21 protein-coding genes are annotated in these 20,227 nt (G+C 50.6%); 15 read left to right on the top strand and 6 right to left on the bottom strand.

The window, feature by feature from the left end; all coding sequences use genetic code 11:
• Positions 1-18: 18 nt before the first annotated feature.
• The 3 genes from ACNA05_RS01540 to ACNA05_RS01530 are packed head-to-tail and all read right to left on the bottom strand — an operon-like array spanning position 19 to position 2,365.
• A complete protein-coding gene (locus tag ACNA05_RS01540) occupies positions 19-798 on the bottom strand; it encodes an alpha/beta fold hydrolase (protein ID WP_415809611.1) in 780 nt (259 codons plus the stop codon).
• A gap of 23 nt (positions 799-821) precedes the next feature.
• Entirely contained in the window at positions 822-1,184 is a 363-nt protein-coding gene (locus ACNA05_RS01535) for a hypothetical protein (RefSeq protein ID WP_415809610.1), read from the bottom strand.
• Positions 1,181-2,365: a class I SAM-dependent methyltransferase gene (locus ACNA05_RS01530; protein ID WP_415809609.1), complete on the bottom strand. Its 1,185-nt coding sequence runs from the start codon at positions 2,363-2,365 to the stop codon at positions 1,181-1,183. The genes ACNA05_RS01535 and ACNA05_RS01530 overlap by 4 nt, the downstream gene beginning before the upstream one ends.
• Before the next feature lie 131 nt (positions 2,366-2,496).
• On the opposite strand from ACNA05_RS01530, the gene ACNA05_RS01525 reads away from it, so the two are divergent.
• The 13 genes from ACNA05_RS01525 to ACNA05_RS01465 all read left to right on the top strand — a co-directional run bounded on the left by ACNA05_RS01525 (position 2,497) and on the right by ACNA05_RS01465 (position 15,982).
• Complete coding sequence (locus ACNA05_RS01525; RefSeq protein ID WP_415809608.1) at positions 2,497-2,808, top strand: REDY-like protein HapK; 312 nt, start codon at positions 2,497-2,499, stop codon at positions 2,806-2,808.
• Entirely contained in the window at positions 2,808-3,641 is an 834-nt protein-coding gene (locus ACNA05_RS01520; protein ID WP_415809607.1) for an SDR family NAD(P)-dependent oxidoreductase, read from the top strand. Before ACNA05_RS01525 ends, ACNA05_RS01520 begins: the two co-directional genes overlap by 1 nt.
• A gap of 184 nt (positions 3,642-3,825) precedes the next feature.
• On the top strand, positions 3,826-4,710 hold the full coding sequence (locus ACNA05_RS01515) for a polysaccharide deacetylase family protein (protein ID WP_415809606.1): 885 nt from the start codon (positions 3,826-3,828) through the stop codon (positions 4,708-4,710).
• Between the two features lie 165 nt (positions 4,711-4,875).
• A complete protein-coding gene (locus ACNA05_RS01510) occupies positions 4,876-5,397 on the top strand; it encodes a MaoC family dehydratase (protein ID WP_415809605.1) in 522 nt (173 codons plus the stop codon).
• 43 nt (positions 5,398-5,440) lie between these two features.
• On the top strand, positions 5,441-6,640 hold the full coding sequence (locus tag ACNA05_RS01505) for an acyl-CoA dehydrogenase family protein (RefSeq protein WP_415809604.1): 1,200 nt from the start codon (positions 5,441-5,443) through the stop codon (positions 6,638-6,640).
• Positions 6,641-6,744: 104 nt separating this feature from the next.
• The gene (locus ACNA05_RS01500) at positions 6,745-7,899 is read left to right on the top strand and encodes a CaiB/BaiF CoA transferase family protein (protein WP_415809603.1); all 1,155 of its coding nucleotides are present in this window, start codon (positions 6,745-6,747) and stop codon (positions 7,897-7,899) included.
• On the top strand, positions 7,889-8,992 hold the full coding sequence (locus ACNA05_RS01495; protein WP_415809602.1) for a CaiB/BaiF CoA transferase family protein: 1,104 nt from the start codon (positions 7,889-7,891) through the stop codon (positions 8,990-8,992). The genes ACNA05_RS01500 and ACNA05_RS01495 overlap by 11 nt, the downstream gene beginning before the upstream one ends.
• Positions 8,992-9,573: a carboxymuconolactone decarboxylase family protein gene (locus tag ACNA05_RS01490; protein WP_415809601.1), complete on the top strand. Its 582-nt coding sequence runs from the start codon at positions 8,992-8,994 to the stop codon at positions 9,571-9,573. The genes ACNA05_RS01495 and ACNA05_RS01490 overlap by 1 nt, the downstream gene beginning before the upstream one ends.
• The gene (locus ACNA05_RS01485; RefSeq protein ID WP_415809600.1) at positions 9,570-10,766 is read left to right on the top strand and encodes a multidrug effflux MFS transporter; all 1,197 of its coding nucleotides are present in this window, start codon (positions 9,570-9,572) and stop codon (positions 10,764-10,766) included. Before ACNA05_RS01490 ends, ACNA05_RS01485 begins: the two co-directional genes overlap by 4 nt.
• Positions 10,767-10,839: 73 nt before the next feature.
• Complete coding sequence (locus tag ACNA05_RS01480) at positions 10,840-12,129, top strand: MmgE/PrpD family protein (RefSeq protein WP_415809599.1); 1,290 nt, start codon at positions 10,840-10,842, stop codon at positions 12,127-12,129.
• Positions 12,126-13,487: an MmgE/PrpD family protein gene (locus tag ACNA05_RS01475; RefSeq protein WP_415809598.1), complete on the top strand. Its 1,362-nt coding sequence runs from the start codon at positions 12,126-12,128 to the stop codon at positions 13,485-13,487. The genes ACNA05_RS01480 and ACNA05_RS01475 overlap by 4 nt, the downstream gene beginning before the upstream one ends.
• Positions 13,488-13,490: 3 nt before the next feature.
• Positions 13,491-14,882, top strand: a complete 1,392-nt coding sequence (locus ACNA05_RS01470) for a phenylacetate--CoA ligase family protein (RefSeq protein WP_415809597.1) — start codon at positions 13,491-13,493, stop codon at positions 14,880-14,882.
• Positions 14,879-15,982: an amidase gene (locus tag ACNA05_RS01465; RefSeq protein ID WP_415809596.1), complete on the top strand. Its 1,104-nt coding sequence runs from the start codon at positions 14,879-14,881 to the stop codon at positions 15,980-15,982. Before ACNA05_RS01470 ends, ACNA05_RS01465 begins: the two co-directional genes overlap by 4 nt.
• On the opposite strand, the gene ACNA05_RS01460 is transcribed toward ACNA05_RS01465, so the two are convergent.
• Positions 15,983-16,762, bottom strand: coding sequence for an enoyl-CoA hydratase/isomerase family protein (locus tag ACNA05_RS01460; RefSeq protein ID WP_415809595.1), 780 nt, complete (start codon positions 16,760-16,762; stop codon positions 15,983-15,985).
• Between the two features lie 2 nt (positions 16,763-16,764).
• A complete protein-coding gene (locus ACNA05_RS01455) occupies positions 16,765-18,189 on the bottom strand; it encodes an aldehyde dehydrogenase family protein (protein ID WP_415809594.1) in 1,425 nt (474 codons plus the stop codon).
• 81 nt (positions 18,190-18,270) lie between these two features.
• Here ACNA05_RS01455 and ACNA05_RS01450 point away from each other — a divergent pair, with 81 nt between their 5' ends.
• Positions 18,271-19,317, top strand: coding sequence for a nitrilase-related carbon-nitrogen hydrolase (locus ACNA05_RS01450; protein WP_415809593.1), 1,047 nt, complete (start codon positions 18,271-18,273; stop codon positions 19,315-19,317).
• Positions 19,318-19,403: 86 nt separating this feature from the next.
• Complete coding sequence (locus ACNA05_RS01445; protein ID WP_415809592.1) at positions 19,404-19,805, top strand: host attachment family protein; 402 nt, start codon at positions 19,404-19,406, stop codon at positions 19,803-19,805.
• Between the two features lie 41 nt (positions 19,806-19,846).
• Here the strand turns inward: ACNA05_RS01445 and ACNA05_RS01440 are convergent, their stop codons facing one another.
• A complete protein-coding gene (locus tag ACNA05_RS01440) occupies positions 19,847-20,224 on the bottom strand; it encodes a YciI family protein (protein ID WP_415809591.1) in 378 nt (125 codons plus the stop codon).
• Positions 20,225-20,227 lie beyond the last annotated feature (3 nt).

Here is a 20,227-nt window from a genome sequence, read left to right as displayed (position 1 = left end):
TGGCCGTGAGCTTGAGAGTTAGAAATGGGAAAGGATTTCCTTAGCAGACTCTTCCGGTATCGTATCCATAAATCCGAATCCCCAATCCGGTTTGTCGATAACGTCACCATTTTGGAGATATGTTTCGACGCGCGGCGTTAACTCAAAGAGCATGTCTTTAGGATTTAATACAATTATTTTATGCGGAAGAGATTTGATCCGCTCTGCAAAAATTCTGCTATATTCAAAAGCGGCTTTATGACCCCATTCATAAGCATTTCCGGCCCTTAGATTCTCGGCAAAACTATCGGCTAAATCTTCAAGTGATCTGTCGGGATCTTTATATTCAATCGCTCGTTTCCACTGCTCTGTAAATCTCGTCCCCGCGTGGTCTAATGGAATTGGATCAAACTGTTTTTCAAATTCATTTATTTCCTGTTCGTTTAAAACCAGAGCAGAGACCATCACAATATTCTGAACTCGGTCAGGTTGTTGCACTGCCATTTCTGTCGCGACTTTAGCCCCTGTATGATGTCCTAATATATCAATCTTTTCCAACCCAAGGCTTTTAACGACTTCCCAAGCGGATGTAGCGTAATTTTCAATCGTGGCCTCGTCTATTGAGGGCGGTAAATCGGATTCCCCGTGCCCAGGGGAGTCTATGGCAATTACCTGTCGGTCTTTTGCAAGAAAAGGTAATATTTTTCTGAATTCGCGGCTCGATTTTGGACTTTGGTGAAGGCAAATCAGTGGGAGCTTATCAGAGGTAGTGCCTGCTTCGGCCTGTCTAATATGAACTTGTCCAAAAAGGCCGTCCACAAACTGTCTCTTAATTCTCATCGTTATTCGTCTTTTGCTAACTCATGGCCGACCTCTTCGGACGTCGGTTCTTCGGGTTTGGAAAGGGCCTCAATATCTTGCTGATATATTCTCAGGATACGGGCGAGATACTCTTGCGTCCAAGCTCCGCGCTGTTCAGCTTGATCTTTGGTTGGTTTGAAATTTTCAATATCGTCCTGCGTAATGCCTTTCTCAGAAAGCAGACGCTCGACTGTATCAAGGCGTTCGCGCATCACGGCCAGCTCTTGCGCAATTGCCATCGTCACGGACATAACGCGTTCGACATCGGGATCTTTTAAGAAGTAAGGACGTTTGCCTTTTGGCTTGGCGCCCGCCAGGCTTAGGGGATCAAGCGGATTGGTCATGCGGCTTTTTTCTCACCTCCGACAATATGCCAAGCCGCTTTTCGGCCGAAATCTTCGACCTCATCCTTGGCGTGTTCAGGAAAAAGATCTTTATCGACCACGGCGGCCACGCCGCCATGTAAGAGGTCTTTTCTGTTGAAACCGGCCTCTATCATCCATTGATCCAGATCCAGTTCGTGCATTTTTGTCCAAAATGGCTCATTGTTATAATAAGCATCCCAATCTCGAATAGCTTGGTCATAGAGAGGCATGTCGTCACCATATTGCGGTTGTTCGACATGCATCACGATGCCGCCTTGGGCTAAGAGGCGATAGCTTTCCGCCATGATTTTAGGCATGGCTTTTACAGAAGTTTCGTGAAGAAACATGGTCGACTGCACCCAGTCGAAAGACTCATCTTCAAACATAGACAGGTCTTCGGCGTTGGCTTGAACGAAACGCACATTTTCAACACCCATCAGCTTGGCGCGGGCGAGACCGTAGCGAAGGACAGGCGCGCCCGTATCAACACAAACGACCTCAGCCTCCGGGTAAGCCTCGGCAATCGGTAAGACGTTCTGGCCAAGCCCTCCGCCAATATCGAGAATACGTTTAGGAGAAAAATCTGGCCGGTTTTCTTTCATCCAAGCGACGACGGCGTGACCGCCTCCGTCATTGTACCGGCCCAGCCCCCCTCCTGTCGTGACAAAAATCCCGCAATCATAATTAGCGGCGCCCGTGACATCGCCGGGCACGATCTCGTCGTGATAAGAACCTGGCATACAATGATGATCGATTTGAGAGAGATAGTTCGGAATTTCTAAATTAGGGTCCAATGCGAGGCGGGGGTCGCCTTCCGTCAACTGCTTGGCGCGGGCGTTCATCTCTTCCCCTTGCCGGATTGTCACCCACCGCCCGGCTTGTTGACGAAGCTCCATGGTTCCCCGGCGCAGGGCGCTCCAGTGTTGAAAGAGCGGATCGTTCACAAGTTGCTTGCGAACGTCATGGCGTGTTTCCGGTTTTGGCGCGTTCGGGGCAATCCGGGTATCATACGCTGTCTTTACACCGGGCAGAATTTTGGATGCCAAATGGCGATTCAGATGTGCCAAAAAATTGAAGCGAGCTTTCTCGTCATGCGTCGTTTTTGGAAACATGCCGTGCTCACCAACATTGCGGTAATCAGGGGGTCCGTCATAGGCCATAAATAAATCTCCAGTCTTGTTTGCCTGTGATAAACACATTAGCCGAAAAAGAGTTGAGTAATATCAAGGCGAAAGACATCAGAGGTTTACAAAACAGTGTAAGAACAAAACTGTAGAAACGGGAGACGATCATGGCGGCAAAAATTCTGGCTTTGTTTAATCTAAAAGAGGGTGTGAGTGTCTCGGATTATGAAAACTGGTCCAAGACAGTGGATATTCCGACCGTCAACGGGCTTGGTTCGATTGAAAAATTCGAAGTTTTCAAGACAACGGGTTTATTATTCTCCGAAGATAAACCCCCTTACCAATATTTCGAAACGATCGACATTCTAGACATGGATCAATTCGGCGAGGATGCCGGCAGCGAATCTATGCAGAAAGTTGCAGCCGAATTTCAGGAGATGACGTCTGACCTAGTCTTTATCACGACGGAGAAATTATAATGCGCCTTAAGGGAAAAACGGCGGTTATCACTGGCTCCGGACGCCGCGGCGGTCTGGGAGAAGCTATTGCTAAACGTCTAGCCGAGGACGGCGCAAATATCGTCATTTCTGACATCGGACAGTCCCGGGATGCGTCAACGGGAGAGGAACATATCGGCACGACGGACGAAATGGAAAGCATAGCAGAAGAAATGCGCGAAAAGGGCGTAGAGGCCTCAACCTGTGTATGTGACGTTCGGTCTCTCGACGAAGTCCGCAAGTTGGCAAAACACGCCAAAGAGACGCATGGCTCGCTTGATATCTGGATTAATAATGCCGGTATTGGCTATATTATGAAGCCTCTTTTGGAGGTCTCAGAGGAGGATTGGCGCGCTGTCATTGATGTGAATTTGTCAGGCGCGTTTTTCGGGGTGAAATCGGCCGCCGAAATTATGGTTCAGCAAGGCACGGGCGGACGCGTCATTAATGTGGCGTCGCAGGCGGCTAAGTCCGGCTTTCCGCATGCGCAGGCTTATACCTCTTCCAAGCATGGTCTGGTCGGCTTGGTGCGTTCCGCCGCGACGGAACTCGGCGCGCATAATATCACCGTCAATAATGTCTGTCCGAACCATGTCACAACAGGTCTCGGCGCGTGGCAAAATGAATATTTCGCCGAAGTCACCGGTGCGGATAGCGTTGAAGACTATATGAAAGCCATGGCCGCCCGCATCCCCATGGGCCGCCCCGGACTGCCCGAAGACACGGCCAATGCCGTCGCCTTTTTATGCTCGGATGAGGCGAAATATATCACCGCCGAGAGCATGAATGTGAGTGGAGGCGAGGAGCCGCATTAGGGGTGTGGAGTTGGAATAGATATTTAGAGATGCTTCCCGGTTTCATTTTGGGCTATGTCTTGATTGTTTTGATGGGTCTCTTTGCTTTTGTAGCTAAATTAAACTTCCTCTACTTTTTTATTCTTCCTCTACTTATTTATTTGCTCATCAAAACCCATAGAGAAATTACAGGCACTGACTAAAAATGAACGAACCTGCTCCCAAAAACTTTACGTGGCCCAATGGGGCCAAGCTCGCGCTTTCTCTCGTCGTGAATGTTGAGGAGGGCGCTGAAAAATCTATACTCCAAGGCGATCGCGGGCCGGAACCTGTAGATGAGCTGAAAGCCAGTCCGCGCAAGGAAATGCGCGTTCACGGGAATGAATCTAATTATCAATACGGCATTAATCGCGGCGCGCCGCGTATTTTAAAGCTCTTGAATTCGGCGAAAGTCCCGGCGACGTGGACGGCGTGCGCGCAAGCTTTGGAAAAAGCGCCTTGGCTGGCCGAGGCGATTGCGGAACGCGGGGATGAGCCGTGTTCGCATGGTTATCGCTGGCTTTTCACGGCGTTTATGAGCGAGGAAGAAGAGCGCGATTTTATCGCTAAGGGTACAAAGTCTATCAAAGAAACAACGGGGCGCCGCCCAGTAGGCTATCTCTCGCGTTATCTACATACCGACAATATCCGGCGATCGCTTGTGAAAGAAGACTATCTTTATCACATGGACGATTATTCGGATGATTTCCCCTATTGGGATCAAGTCGATATGGGCGATGGAACGACGAAGCCTCTCATTGTTCTGCCTTACGCCATTGATTCCAATGATATGAAATTCTGGATTGATCCGAGCTTTACGGCCGAGATGTGGCTGGACTACGCCAAGCGAACTTTTGACGTACTTTTGGCTGAAGCTGAAGAAGAAGGGGCGCGGATGATGAGCCTAGGGCTGCATCTTCGGATCATCGGTCGTCCCGGCCGTATCTGGGCATTTGAAGAGTTTCTTGATTATGTGACGAACCGAGATGATGTTTGGATTGCGCGACGCGAAGATATTGCTACCCATTTTGCGGAGCAGGTAAAGCCATAATCGCTAATATCCGCAAAATAGAAATTTTTATTTCGAGTGTAAGGTATAGCCAAGGTCTCTCCGATTGCGCCGTGTCAAATGATGCGGCACGAGTTCGCGTTATAAACTGAAGCAAGAGCAGTAGGCCGCCCTTGGGCGGGCAAATAAGACGCATAGGAAAACGACATGTCTGGTAGTGTAAAAGAAGTAGGCCCGAACCGATTTCGGGAGACCTTTGGTCGGTATTATGACGATTTCGAAGTCGGTCATATTTATGAGCATAGGCCCGGCAAGACAGTCACTGAATATGACAACCATATGTTCACCTTGATGACTATGAATACCCATCCCATGCACTTCGATAATGAATTCGCGGCCGCGTCGGAATTCGGGAAATGCTTGGTCGTTAGCCCTTACACTTTGGCGCTTCTTATCGGCATGTCGGTGACCGATTGCAGCCAAAAGGCGATTGCGAACCTTGGCATGGATGAAGTTAAGTTTACGGCGCCGGTGTTTGCAGGTGACACGATTTATGGGGAGAGCGAAGTCCTCAAAAAGCGCGAGAGTAAATCCCGACCGGGGCAAGGGATCGTAACGATTGTGACGCGCGGCTTTAACCAGGACGGCACTATGGTCTGTACCTTTATTCGCAATATGTTGATCCCAAGTGCTGGGAACGCTGTCGAAGATAAAGTCGAAAATTACTAATTGGAGTCCGGATTTTATTCGGAACCAGGATGAAGGAAAGAAAATGAGCGCCGATACAGATCAAAATGGCTGGACCGCCGAAGACGAAAATATGATGCTGGACACGATTGACCGCTGGTGCCGCGAGAAAGTGCGTGATCGGGTCATGGAAATGGAACACGCCGATGAATATCCGCACGAGTTCGTGGAGGATATGAAAGAGTTTGGATTATTCGGCGCGACGATTTCACAGGAGTATGGCGGGCTCGGTCTATCGGCCTCCACCTATGCCAAGATCGTCATGCGGATCGCTCAGGAATGGATGAGCCTGACGGGGATATTTAATTCTCACTTGATGATGGCGACAGTTGTTGAAAAATACGGCACGGATTTTCAAAAAGAGTATTGGCTGCCGAAGTTTTGCTCTGGTGAGATCCGGGGCGGGCTAGGACTGACGGAACCGAATGCGGGCACGGATTTGCAGGCCATCAAAACTATCGCCAAACGCGAGGGCGACGATTATGTCGTGAATGGTTCCAAGACCTGGATTTCAAATGGTCTGATGGGCGGTGCTGTTGCCTTGATGGTCAAAACAAACCCTGATGCGGACCCGCGTTACAAAGGCATGTCTATGCTCATCACGCCCAAAGTGGACCCTGATTCCGGCGAGAAATATGAGGGCTTCACCACTGGCAATAAAATGCAAAAGCTAGCCTATAAAGGTATCGATTCCTGCGAGCTTTTCTTTGATGACTACAAACTAGATGCCAAGCGTCACTTGATTGGCGGCGAAGAGGGCAAAGGTTTTTACATGGCCGTGGGAGGTCTTGAATTGGGCCGGATCAATATTGCCTCTCGCGCGGTCGGTATCGCGCGCCGGGCGTTGGAAGAATCCACGCGCTACGCTCAGGAACGGAAGACTTTCGGAAAACCTATTTGTGAGCATCAAGCAATCCAGCTGAAATTGGGCGAAATGGCGACAAAAACCAAAGCGGCTGAACTTATGACTCTTGACGCCGCCCGCGCTTATGACAGCGGCGAGCGCTGCGATATGGAAGCCGGTATGGCGAAGTATTTCGCGTCTGAATGTGCGACAGAAAACTCCCTGGAGGCCATGCGAATTCACGGCGGCTATTCCTATTCCAAAGAATACCCGGTTGAACGCCTCTACCGCGAAGCTCCGCTCATGTGTATCGGCGAAGGCACAAATGAAATGCAGCGTATCATTATCGCCAAGCAACAGATCGCACGGAATAAGATTTAATTTTCTCATCTGTTCCGTGCCCCCGATTTGATTGAGAGCCTCCTTCAAAAGGTCACGGAATGACACAAGGAGGCCCCGAACGACGGGGCACGGAGTAGCCAAGAATGACACAAAATCTTCCCCTTAAAGGCATACGCATTATCGCGGTGGAACAATACGGCGCAGGGCCTTATGGTACGCAGCTTTTGGCCGATCTCGGCGCGGAAGTCGTTAAAATTGAAAACCCGCAGACGGGCGGGGATGTGTCCCGCTTTGTCTCCCCGCACTTGATAGGCGAGCAAGACAGCCAGTTTTTTCAGACATTTAACCGAAACAAAAAATCGCTTTCTTTGAACTTGAAAACGGAAGAAGGACGCAAGGCCTTTGAGGAACTGGTAAAAGAAGCTGACGCCGTGTCGAATAACCTACGCGGTGATCTCCCGAAAAAATTGAAAATAGATTATCCGGCCTTGAAAGAGATAAACCCCAAAATTGTTTGCGCCCATTTATCGGCTTACGGTCGCGGCAATTCCCGGGAGGCTTGGCCTGGATATGATTATCTTATGCAGGCGGAGGCGGGTTTTTGTTCTGTGACCGGCGAGCCAGACGGACCGCCTGTACGCTTCGGTCTGTCTATGGTCGATTTTATGACGGGCTCAATGTTCGCGACAGGTTTGGTGGCGTCTGTCTTCGGCGCTTATCGAACAGGCGAGGGGTGCGATATTGATGTGTCCCTTTTTGATACGGCCCTGCACCAACTGTCCTATCCCGCGACGTGGTATTTGAATTCAGGTGATGTCGTGACGCGGCAACCGCGCGGCGCGCACCCGGCCATTGTGCCAAGCCAGTTAATGGAAGCTGGGGATGGATGGATTATGTTTTGTTGTCAGACGCAAAAATTCTGGGAACGTCTTTGTGAGTGTTTAGGTCGGCCTGAGTGGGTGACGGATTCGCGTTTCATTAAAGTCGAAGACCGACGTGAGAACCGAAAAATCGTCCAGGATGAAGTCGAAGGCGTTTTAAAAACCAATACGGTTGAGCATTGGATGGAAAAATTCGGCGGTTATGTCCCCGCCGCCCCTGTTTATGATATCGCGCAAGCGCTTGAAAACGACTACGTCCACGAAGTCGAAATGATTTATGAGGACAAGCATGACGACATGCCAGGGCAGAAAATTCGCCTCTTGTCCTCGCCTTACCGCTTGAACGGAAAGCGTCTGAAAGGCGGTATTTCGCCTGAGCTGGGCGCAAATACGGACGAGTTTTCAAATGAAGCTTGAGGGCGTCAAAGTTCTGGACCTCTCGGCGTTTCTGCCAGGGCCGCACATGACTATGATGATGGCCGATCATGGGGCAGAAGTCATTATGGTCGAGCCGGATAATGGTCTTGGAGAGCCGACCCGGGCCATGGGGGAAAAGTATTCAGAGGGAAATTCTGTCTGGTTTGCCAATATCGCCCGCGGCAAAAAAAGTTATAAAGTAAATCTGAAAGACTCGTCGGAACATGCCGAGTTCATTAAATTGGCGGCAGAGGCGGATGTCTTTGTTGAAGCTTTTCGCCCGGGCGTGGTGAAACGTTTGGGAGTCGATTACGATGCTATCAAAGCGGTTAACCCCGGTATTGTCTATTGTTCGATTTCTGCCTTTGGACAGTCTGGACGATACAAGGATAAACCTGCTCACGATTTGATCGTTCAGGCTATGGCCGGAACGGCTGATTTGACACGCGGCATGGACGGCGCGCCTGCCTTAACGCCTATGCCGAGTGCGGATATGACGGCGTCTCTTCATGCGCTGTCCGGCGTTCTAATGGCGCTTTATCGGCGGGAGACGACCAAGCAAGGCGATTATCTCGACATTTCTATGTATGACAGCCTCCTCTCTTGGGTTCCAAATGTGACGGGCGCGATCTTTGCTGAAAACCGTCAACCGGAGCGCTCCGAGATGCGTAGCTTCGGCGGCAATGCCTTCGTCAATATTTATGGGACGTCCGATGGGGGGCATATTGTCCTCGGCGGGAGTGAGCCGAAATTTGTCGCTAATCTCCTCACGGCTTTAGACGCGGAACATTTAATTAAAGAAATGAAAAAACCTGTCGGGCAACAAGGCGAGGTCAAGGCCTTTCTGGCGAAGGAATTTCTTTCAAAACCTCAAAGCGAATGGGAAACTTTTCTGGCGAATGTGGACTGTTGCTGGTCAATAATTCGTCCCCTTAAGACGGCTTTGAGTGAAGACGGCGCACCTGTCTCCATAGACTCCAAAAACCGAAAACATATTCACAACCCCATGCGGTTCTCAGACGAGCCTGCACAACTCTCTTTTGATTTACCTGAATTCGGAGAACACACCGCCGCGATAAAGAAAAAACTCTGATGGGGCGCGTGACACCAATCGAGAAGAAAGACCTTCCTGCGGATGTGCGTTCTCTCATCGAAGTCGGTGAGCAGCTAATGGGATTTACGCCGAACGACGCCCTTATTATGGCGCGCAATCCGGCATTGACCAAAGCCCTGCTGAGCCTGGTACAAGCGGTATACGGACAAGGAACGCTTGACCCGGGCCTGAAACGTTTAATTGGCTATATTAACTCAACGGCGGCCGGGTGCGTTTACTGCCAAGTGCATACGGCGAATGGGGCGCATGATAATGGAGTCGAAACCGCAAAGATTCAGGCGGCTTGGGAGTATGAAACCTCAGAGTTATTTTCAGAGGCCGAGCGTGCGGCGTTAAGGGTGGCACAAGCCGCCGGGCACACTCCAAATGACGTGACAGATGAGGCGTTTTCTGACTTAAAGAATTATTTCTCAGAAGATGAAATAGTCGAGATCGTTTCGGTGATCGCTATGTTCGGGTTTCTCAATCGATGGAATTCTACCTTAGCCACAGAGCTGGAGAGCACGCCTCTCGCTTTTGCCCGAACTGTCGATTTGAAAACATCCGGAGAGGTAAAATGAACGCCCGGGCCTTACGCCTGACGCAAAACCGATGGGGATTTATTCTCTTCATGTCGGTAATGTGCAGCCTGTCGCCCTTTGCTATGTCTTTCCCGGTGCCTGCCTTTCCGGCCATTGGTTTGGAGTTTTTGAAACCTGTCGCGGATATTCAACTCATGATATCGGTTTTTTTGGTTGGGTTAGGTGTGGCCCAACCTATTCACGGGGTGCTTGCAGACCGGTATGGACGCCGTCCTGTTTTGCTCTTTGGGTTTGCAATCTTTTTTCTTGCCAGTGCCGCCAGTTTTCTGACGACGAGTTGGACCGCTTTGGTTCTTTGCCGTTTTTTACAGGCCGTCGGCGTTAGCGCTGGGACGGTTACAAGCCGCGCTATCGTTAATGATTTACAACCCCGCGAAGAAGCTGCCATTTCTCTGTCCTACATCTCCATTGCGATGGGACTCGGTCCCATTTTAGCTCCGGTTTTTGGCGGCGTTCTTGACACAACTTTTGGATGGCGAAGTATTTTCGCCGGATGCGCCTTTGCGGGGGCCGTTATTTTATTCCTAGCCATTTGGAGCCTTCCCGAAACCCGTCCAGCGAATAAAGAACCCCGTAACTTGCTCCGGGATTATAACCGCTTATTTCGCAGTCCAGAATTTATTGGCTACACTTTGATATTTGGGTTCGGGCAGGGGATCTTCTTTGCATTTTTACCGTTCGCCCCGGACTATTTTGAAAATATTTTGAACCAAAATACGGGCGTGTTCATTTCTGCTTGGATTGGTCTGTCTTTATCTTTCATGGCGGGGTCGCTACTCGGTACGCGTTTGACAGGTTTTCTCGGAATGCGGCGAACTCTTTTTGTGGCGTCACTTTGGTTGTTTATTGCATTGGCTGCTATGGTGGGGAGTCTCTCATTGTTCGGAGGTGGCGTATTGGCTCTTATAATTCCGCTCATGCTGGCTATGCTCGGAACGGGATTGTTATGTCCCTTGGCTTTGGCAGGTTCGATCAGTTTCGATCCCAAACTGGCGGCGACAGCGGCGGGGACGTCGAGCGCCTTGGGCCTCGTCACCGGCGGTCTGTTTTCTGTGATTTCCGGCGTTATATATGACGGAACGCTTTGGCCCTTTATGGGACTGGTAGCGATTGCCATTTTCGGTAATTTGGCCGGAGTCGGACTGACCCGACTAACCAAAGAGGATCTGTGATTTATTTCGCCCCGATCTGCGATGTTTCGGGCGGAGTAATGTCTGTTCACACTAATACTAGGCTTGTTCAAATATGAGGACATTGACCCAAGACTTGGCCTCCATGCTGACGCGTCCAATCTCGAAACTGGATCGGGACAGGGCCTCATTATTGCTTCTCGACTGGACAGGGTGTGCGGTTGCTGGACGGCAAGAGCCAGCAGGACAGAAAATTACTAACGCGTTCCCGAATGAAGACGGTAACTGCATCCGTATTGGCGCGTCCAAAGCGTCTCCTCAGATGGCCGCGCTGCATAATGGTTGTCTCGGCAACGTCCTGGAAATGGATGATGTTGATAAGCGGGCTATCCTTCACGCGGGGCCGACCGTTATACCTGCCGCGCTTGCTATGGCTGAGCATGTAGGTGCGACCGCCGAAGAGTTTTTAAACGCGATTGTTATTGGCTATGAAATCACCCTCCGAATTGGCCGTGCGGTCGGGCCGGGTCATTATGCGTTTTGGCATAATACGGCGACATGCGGTATTTTCGGGGCGACTGCGGCGGCGTGCTATTTATTAGACAAAAGCGATTTAGTTTCTGCTTTAGGGTTGGCAGGCACGCAGGCCTCGGGCTTCTGGCAAACACGGCATGAATCCGATTCTATGGCGAAGCAGCTCCACGCCGGACATGCCGCACAGGCGGGCGTTCAATCCGCACTATTGTCCGCGCAAGGGTTTCAGGGTCCGCGCTCCATTTTAGAAGGCGAGCAGGGCTTCTTTGCTGCGACCTGCCCGGGAGCAGACCCGCAGGACGTGTTTAAAGACTATGGCAACGGATGGCTAATCCATCAGACGTCGTTAAAGCCTTATCCGGCATGTCGTCACGCCCATGCGGCCATAGACGCGGCCAAACTTGTCGAGGCTTGGGACGGGAAGAGCCCGATTATTGTTGAGACTTATGCTGATGCCCTGAAATTTTGTGACCGGCCAGACCCAAAGTCGACGACTGAAGCGAAGTTTTCTCTCCAACACAGCGTGGCGCTTATCTTTGCTGGCCACCCGCTCACCTTAGACGCTTTTACTGCTGACGTGATTAATCACTTACAAATTATGCGTGTTCGGGATTTGGTGCAAGTGAGGGAAGGAAAAGGATTTAATAAGGCCTATCCAGCGCATTACGGCGCGGCCGTCATAGCCGGGGGTAAACGTTATTCCGTAGATGACGCTTATGGCGACCCGGAATGCCCGCTCTCTAATAAAGACGTCACTGAAAAAGCCTTGATGCTTCTGAAAGAGGGAGGCGTATCAGAGAAAAAGTCAAAAGCCTTGGTTGATGCGACTTTGGCGAATGACTTTCAAAGTTATAAGGTTTTACTCCCATGAGTGCCATTTCTAGACATGTTGCACACTATGCGCTGAGCCATTCAGATTTCTCCGATGACGCATACGCCAAGGCTAAGACATTTGTTCTGGATAGCCTTGGTGTTGGAATAGCCGGCTCAAAAGCTCCGTTCAATGAGGCCGTTTATGCGACGGTAAGTTCTTTTGGGGCAGGTGAGGCAGCTCACCTATGGGGCCGCGCAGAGAAAGCCCCAACAGCGTCTGCCGCGTATCTCAACGGGTTTCAGATTCATTCCATGGAATATGATTGCGTCCATGAACCAGCCGTTGTTCATCCGATGGCCACTATTTTTGCGGCCCTCTCAGCTGAAGCTGATCGTCAGGGCGGGGTGAGCGGATTAGCATTACTTGAGGCTGTAATTGTTGCCGTGGATATTGCGGTAGAACTCGGCGTAGCGGTCACGTCACCTCTAAAGTTTTTTCGCCCCGCGACTGCCGGATTGTTTGGGGCGACTTTGGGAATAGCTCGACTTCGTGGTTTTGACGAAGACACTGCAATGTCAGCTATGGGCTGCGCGCTTTCTCAATGTGCTGGCGTAATGCAGCCTCATGTCGAAGGAAAACCGACACTGCCTGTTCAAATTGCAGGGGCGGCCCGAGCGGCTGTTGTGGCGTGTGATTTGGCCCAGAACGGGCTTCACGGTCCTGAAAGCTCTCTTGAGGGGCCGTTCGGATATTTCAATATGTTTGAGGATGAAGCGGAAGCGGGAGTGCTTTTGTCCCGACTCGGTAAAGTTCACCGCATCACAGAAGTGAGTTGGAAACCATTCCCGACAGGCCGCGCGGCGCAAGGCGGTATTACGCTTATTCAGCTTCTGAGAGAGCAAGGTGTTACGGCGGAGAAATTAAAGTCCTTAACTCTGACCGCGCCTCCTATTATTCCGCGTCTTGTCAATCGTCCGGCTAAGGTAGGAATGAGCGCAAATTATGCCCGACTTTGTTTTCCCTATTTAGGGGCGATTACCCTCCTGCGCGGAACGGTCAGTCTTAATGATTTTACGGAAGGTGATCTCAATAACTTAGAAATCCTAGATATTGCTTCGAGAATCTCGGTCGAGACGAACAACGTGACAGATCCGGCAGAATTTGTTCCGCAATCGGTCACAGCCGCCCTTGCAAACGGAGATAAAGAAAGTGCCAAGATTGATCGTCTCTTCGGCGCCCCTGTCTTTCCACTGACCCAAGAGCAGCATTTACAGAAATTTCGCGACTGTGTCGCTTTCGGATTGCGTAAGGTCAATGCGAAAGTCGTCGCAGACGGGCTCATAGAGACTGTTGATAATTTGGAGCAGTCCGACAATTGCAGTGAGCTCTTCAGACTCGCTGCTGGCCTGAAATAAGATATGCACGCGACCTATTTTGATTTTGTAGATGCGAAAGAGCTTCGTAAAGACCATCCTATCGGGGATGAATTTCTAAATTTTGCTCAAAATATTTCCCGCGACGAACTTTTCGCACATCAGGATAAATTATTCCGCCGCATGCTCGTTCGCGCTTGGAAAATTCCTTTTTATAAACGTCTTTGGGGCGCACAAGGAATAGAGCCGGGCGATATTGATGGGTTGAAAGACATCGACAAACTTCCGACTTATGACAAATCGGATATTATGGCGTCTATCGACTTCAATCCTCCCTTTGGGGATTTCGCAGGTTTTGACAGCTATACGAAAGAGGGGCGCCCCCCGGTTAAATTTCATACGACGTCCGGCACCACTGGCAAGCCGCAAGTGCTACTTTTTGGTCCGAAATCACGCGAGGTGCAAAACCTCATTCTTGGTCGTCTTTATACCCTGCAAGGCATTGGGAGCGGCGATGTGGTTCACTCTGTTTATGGGCATGGGCCTATAAATGGCGGCCATTACATCCGAGAGGCCGTCACTCATTGGACACAATCTATCTTTGTCTCCGCCGGAACAGGGGTTGAAACCCGTTCGGTCAAGCAGGTCCAGATGATGGCGGATTTTGGTGCCACCGCGATTGTCGGGTTTGCAGATTATATCAAGAAATTAGCTAAGGTGGCAAAAGAAGCTGGTCTAGAGCCAGGCGTGGATATTCCCATCCGGACAATCTCCGGTCATATGGGGCGCGAAGACAAACAAGGCGTATCTGAAATGTGGGGAGGCGCTAAATGCTATGACTGGTACGGCGTTGGCGATACAGGCGCTATTGCCGGGGAAGGGCCGGATCAAGACGGCCTCTACGTTATGGAAGACGCGCAATATTTAGAAATTTGCGACATTGATACCGGCAAACCAGTCAAAGACGGTCAAACGGGGGATATGATTTGCACCTGCTTATTCAAAGACGATATTTACCCTATCATCCGTTTTAATACTCATGATGTCTCTGCGGTGCGGCCTGGAAAGTCCTCTCTGGGTCTCAATTACAAACGAATTGAAGGGTTTTTGGGACGCTCTGACAATATGGTCAAACTCCGCGGCATAAATATCTTCCCGCAGGCGATTGGCCCGTTAATGGAAGAAATTGACGCATTTGGCGGCGAATTTTATTGTCAGGTGGATCGGGATAAAGCTGGGCGCGATGAAATGACAGTAGTGGCAGAGTGTAAATCGGATGACACAGAAAAATACACGCCAAAATTCGAGGCTTTACTGAAAGAAAAATTGGGCCTCGGCATGACGGTTAAACTGGTTTCGATGGGCATGACGGGCGATACCACACAGGTGGACGTTCGGCAAAAGCCTATTCGCTTAGTTGACACACGGTTTAAATGACCGAGCAGGATATCAACGCTGTATTGACGGAAATTCCAACCGCCTCCAAGGGAAAAACGGTCGGAGTGAAAGCTAATATTGCGGTCAAAGGGTATGCCTGTCACGGCGGTATCAAAGCTTACGAAAGAGATATTGCGAAAAGCGATGCGGTCGTAGTCCAAAGATTGCGCGGCGCGGGAATAAATCCAACCGCCATACTGAACATGGAAGAGGGCGCTCTCGGCGCACAGACAGATAATCCGTGGTTCGGAAAGACACACAATCCCCTGAAGTATGGCTACACTCCGGGCGGCTCTTCCGGGGGGTCAGCTGCGGCCGTCGCCGCCCACCAAGTCGATATTGCGCTCGGCACCGATACAATGGGCAGCGTTCGAATTCCGTCGGCTTATTGCGGGCTTTGGGGATTCAAACCCTCACACGATGACGAAATGCTCACGGGCGTTATGCCGCTCTCGCCAACTCTGGACACAGTGGGCGTTCATGCGCACTCTTTTGAAGATGTTGTTAGGGGAACGGAAATTATCTGCTCGCGCCACTTTGGCGGCGGCAAAGCCGGAAAAATTCACCTGCTGAATTACAAAAAAAAAGTCGATTGCGAAGCAGGTGTCCAAGAAATTTTCGAAGCCTTTCTAGCCAAACAAGGTAGGATGGAACCAACCCAGCTCGGGCCTTATGCCTTCGGCAAATCCCGACGCGCAGGACTTATCCTCTCGGAAGTCGAGGGGTATAAATTTCATAAATCCAAACTCGAGGAAGACCCGGAAGGATTTTCCAATTTCTTTCGGGGGATGATGGAGTACGGGTCAAATCTTCCTCAAGAAAAAGTCAAGGCCGCCTACGCCCACGTCAAAGAGCTGCGCGAGGCAGATTTCCCCGATTTCATACTCATGCCGACTGCGCCGCAAACCGCGTTTAAATTCGGCTCTCCCGTTCCGGCCAATCAAGCTGACTTTACGGCTTTCGCCAACCTCTCTGACCGCCCAGCAATACAGTTTCCTATCGGGATAACCGCAAATGGCCTCCCTGTCGGCGCGCAACTCGTCGGTCCGCGTGGAAGGGAAGCAGATTTAGTGGAGTCGGTAAAGTCTTTGACAATATAACTAAGGAAAATCAGGCTTCCGCTTTTCCAAAAATGCTTTGTAGCCCTCTTGAAAATCGTCACTGGAGAATCCTGCGTGGAATAAATCTTTCGTGGACTTCGTTTCGCCGCGTTGCCCGGCCTCGAAGGCCATGAACATTTGTTTCGTGACGCTGACGGATTCGCCTGAAGTATCAGCAATGGATAGGGCGTAATCGCGCACAATCTGATCGAGTTCATATTGATCGGCCAAACGGTTGACGAGACCGATTTCTTTGGCTTCTTCGGCCAAAACCAGACGGGCGGAAAACAGAATGTCTTTGGCGTAGCTGACTCCAACAGCTTGGATAAGCCGTTTTATATCGGAAAAAGGATAGACCAGTCCAAGTTTGCCCGGCGTAATTCCAAATTTGGACGTACCGTCAGCAAAACGCATGTCACAGGCGAGCGCGATGCCGCATCCCCCCCCGACACAGGCCCCGCGAATTTTTGCGATAGTCGGCTTTGGAAAAGTTGCAATTGCATCCATGGCTTTAGCAATCGTGGCGGAAATTTCTTTTGAACTTTCTGGTGTCGCATAGAGCGTACTGAATTCGGAAATATCGGCTCCGGCGGCGAAATGCTCTCCGTCCCCTGTGATAATGAGAACTTTCAACGCAGGCGTATCGGCCGCTCCTGTCAAGCAATCGATAAGCTGTTGCCACATGACCGCGCTGAGCGCATTTCGTTTGGCGGGCTGAGACAGGAGGATGCGGCCAATGCGGCCCGTTACCATTGTAAATTTAACGTCAGCGTCCTTCATGCTTATCCTTCGGAAAAATCTGCTAGCGTCAACGGGGCGATCGTATTGGCAATATAGGCTTTTTGACGGAAGAACCGCAAGAAACCGTTGGCGCCCATACGTGACGGTCCCATGCCGGAGTTTTTAAAGCTCTGTTTTCCAGCTTCGAAATACTGCCCGGTTAAGGCCGCATCCATCAGGCTGATAGCGCCCGCGTCAATATGTTTCCCGATCACATGGGCAGCGTCAATATTGGCGGCAAAAACTCCCCCGGAAAGACCAAATTCTGTATCATTGGCCAAATTAATGGCTTCCTCAATGGTGTCATACGCCATGACAGGAATTACAGGGCCAAATGTCTCTTCCCGCATAACGTCCATATCGTGAGTGCCATTGGCAAGAACCGTTGGCTCCAACCATCGTCCACCGCCATGGTCCAAAATATGACCTCCGGAAAGACGGGTCGCTCCCTTGGACAGCGCGTCTTTAATTTGCGCCGCAACGATATCGGCTTGTTTGTTGAAAATGAACGGGCCAATTTCACCTTGAGATATATCTGGATAGTTCAAACGGACAGCCTTGGCTTTTTCCGTAAGTTTTTCTATGAAATCAGAATAGATTGTGTGCGGCACATACACTCGTTCTATGGATTGGCAAGCCTGCCCTGTGGCCAAGACAGAACTACGCAGCGCGAGCGTCGCGGCGGCGTCTATATCCGCATCTTCCGTGATAATCAGGGGGTCTTTTCCTCCGAGTTCCAGATTGGCAGGAATAAGGTTCTCGGCCGCTTTCATGGCGACTTTTCGGCCTGTTGCTACTGAGCCGGTAAAGCAAACACAATCGACGTGGTCTATCAAAGCCGAGCCCGTCTCGCCGCCGCCTTGGATGAAACGTAAGACGTTCTCCATCCCTGCCTCCGCAATTACAGGGGTGAGGGCGTCTGCAAAACGGGGCGTCACCTCGCTTGGCTTGATGAGGGCGCACCCACCGGCCAACATAGCCGGGATCGCGTCGATAAAGGACAGAGTAATCGGGAAGTTCCACGGGCTGATAACGCCGACAAGGGCGTAGGGAACCCAATCCGTTTGATGTTTGAAATTGGGCTTGGCTTGGCCTTGCACCCATTCTTCTTTCGGCATGAGTTGCGGTGCGCGGCCTGCCCATGCCCGTAAGTTTCCAATAACGCCCATGACTTCAGCTTCTGCTAACATGCGGCGGCCGGTATCAATTTCCATGGCAGAGATAACGGAGGCTTTGTTTTTTTCTAGAGAGTCAGCGAGTGACAAGATGGCTCTCACCCGTGCCGACAATCCCTGCGATAGCCAGTTTCTTTGGGCAACGCGCATTTGCTTGGCGAATTGCTCAATCTGTTCGCGACGAACCGGCGTGATCTGATAGTCGGCTTTCCCGGTTCGCGGGTTTATTACATCTAGTTTCGTTTGGGTCATACTCTTGCTCTAGCGAGATTGTCTCGCCATAAGATGCGTTAAATCAAAACCTTCGCGATTGCCACAGCGCAAGAGGCTTTCATGACTGATACAAATACACCCGATATTTATAAAGCTCTCGCCCTACAGACGGAATGCAAAGCGGTAAATCGTTGTGCTTCACGCGAAGAGAGCCGCCTCATCATGCAAAGTTCTATCGCTCGAATTCGCGGCCAGATATTTGCTGCCAAAGCCTTTCATGGCGAAGATTTAAAACTGGTCTGTTTACCAGAATATTTTCTGACAGGATTTCCAATGGGAGAAAGTGCGCGCGACTGGCAAGGAAAAGCGGCGCTTGAAATGGATGGGCCTGAATATACGGCTCTGGGTAAAATCGCGGTGGACGGTAATCTTTATATCGGCGGAAATGCGTATGAAACGGATAAGAACTTCCCCGACCTTTATTTTCAAACAAGTTTCGTTATCAACCCAAGCGGAGACGTGGCGCTCCGCTATCGCCGCCTGATTTCCATGTACGCCCCGTCGCCTTATGATGTGATGGAGACATATCTGGAACATTATAGCGAAGAGGATCTCTTCCCAGTTTTGGACACCCCTCTCGGGCGTATAGCGGCACTGGCCAGCGAAGAGATTCGCTATCCGGAAATAAGCCGCATTTTAGCAGCCCGGGGTGCGGAAATCATTCTTCACCCCACTTCCGAAGCTTCCAGCACGCAAATGACCTATAAAAATGTCGCCAAGCTCGCGCGGGCGCAGGAAAACCAATGCTATGTCATTTCGGCTAATTCTGCGGGTATCACAGGGACGTCGCTGTCGGCTTACAGCACGGATGGGCGTAGCCAGATTGTCGATGACCGGGGGATTATTCTTGCCGAGACGACGGGCGGAGAAAGCATCACGGCTTGCGCCGATATTGATATTTCGGCGCTGCGTTATCGCCGCAGCCGGGTCGGGATGGACAATATGCTGGCTCGTCAGCCCATGGCGCTTTACGCCTCGCAATATGCTAAGTTGAACCTGCATCCACAAGGTAGTCTAGACGACGGAACAAACCCTCCGGCCAAGGATTTCTATAAATCTCGTCAGGAGAAAGTAATTTCTAACATGAAAGCCGCGGGCCTTCTGTGAGTTAAAACTCGTTTTCTCTGTAGACAATTCGAAACCCTAAAGAGGTCTCCGCGTTAGTTTTGCACAACGCTACTAAAGGAGACCCCATGACTGAACTGCATTTACCTAAAGACACTTTGATTGTGACCGCAACGGGCGAGGAGGCCAAACTTTACCGTCAAGATGGTGCGCATTTGAAAATGGAGGAGCACTGGACACCGCAAAATCTCGCGGATGAGGGTCCGTCTGGTAAATCTCCGCCAGAACGTACAGGCCAAGAATCCATGGAAGCGACTTTTTCCAAGCAAGTGGCTGAGCGACTTTACGGGCTTGCGCATACAGGAAAATTTGAAAATCTAATACTGGCCGCAGACCCGGAATCCCTCGGGGAAATCCGTCCTCTTCTACATAAAGAAGTCACGGATAAAATACTTCTCGAAATGAACAAGACTCTGATAAATGCGAGTTTGCCGGATATCGAAAAATCTATTGTTGCCGCCCGTAAATAAGGCTCGTTTGTATGAGTAAAAGCCCGCTTTCGGCGGGTTTTTTATGTATATTTCTCGATATCAGCTCGGATTTCATCTTGATCCCAGATGACGCCGCCTAACCACTGTCCGCAAGCCGGAGCAAAGTGGCAGACCGTTACGCTTTCATACATGTCCGAGCTGATATATGGGTCACCGCGCATGATGTCCCATGCTTTTTCTTCGCTATCGGCTGCTACCAAAAAGAAACTCCCGAAAATGTCCCCGTCTGCGTTGCGGCGTATCGGCCCGGCAACGCGGTAATGTTCATTATTAGCTTCAATGTGATCGAGATGACCGAAAAGATGTTTCTCTCTCAAGGGCGGTGTTTTTTCACCATCAAGGCAGGTGAACATATAGGTAGGTTTTTCTAGTCTGGCGACGCGATCGGCTTTTGGCATAGG

The sequence above is a fragment of the Litorimonas haliclonae genome (assembly GCF_965138505.1).
GTDB lineage: Bacteria > Pseudomonadota > Alphaproteobacteria > Caulobacterales > Maricaulaceae > Litorimonas > Litorimonas haliclonae.
The sequence above is the reverse complement of the archived record's forward strand: the minus strand, read 5'-3'. Positions and strand labels throughout refer to the sequence as shown.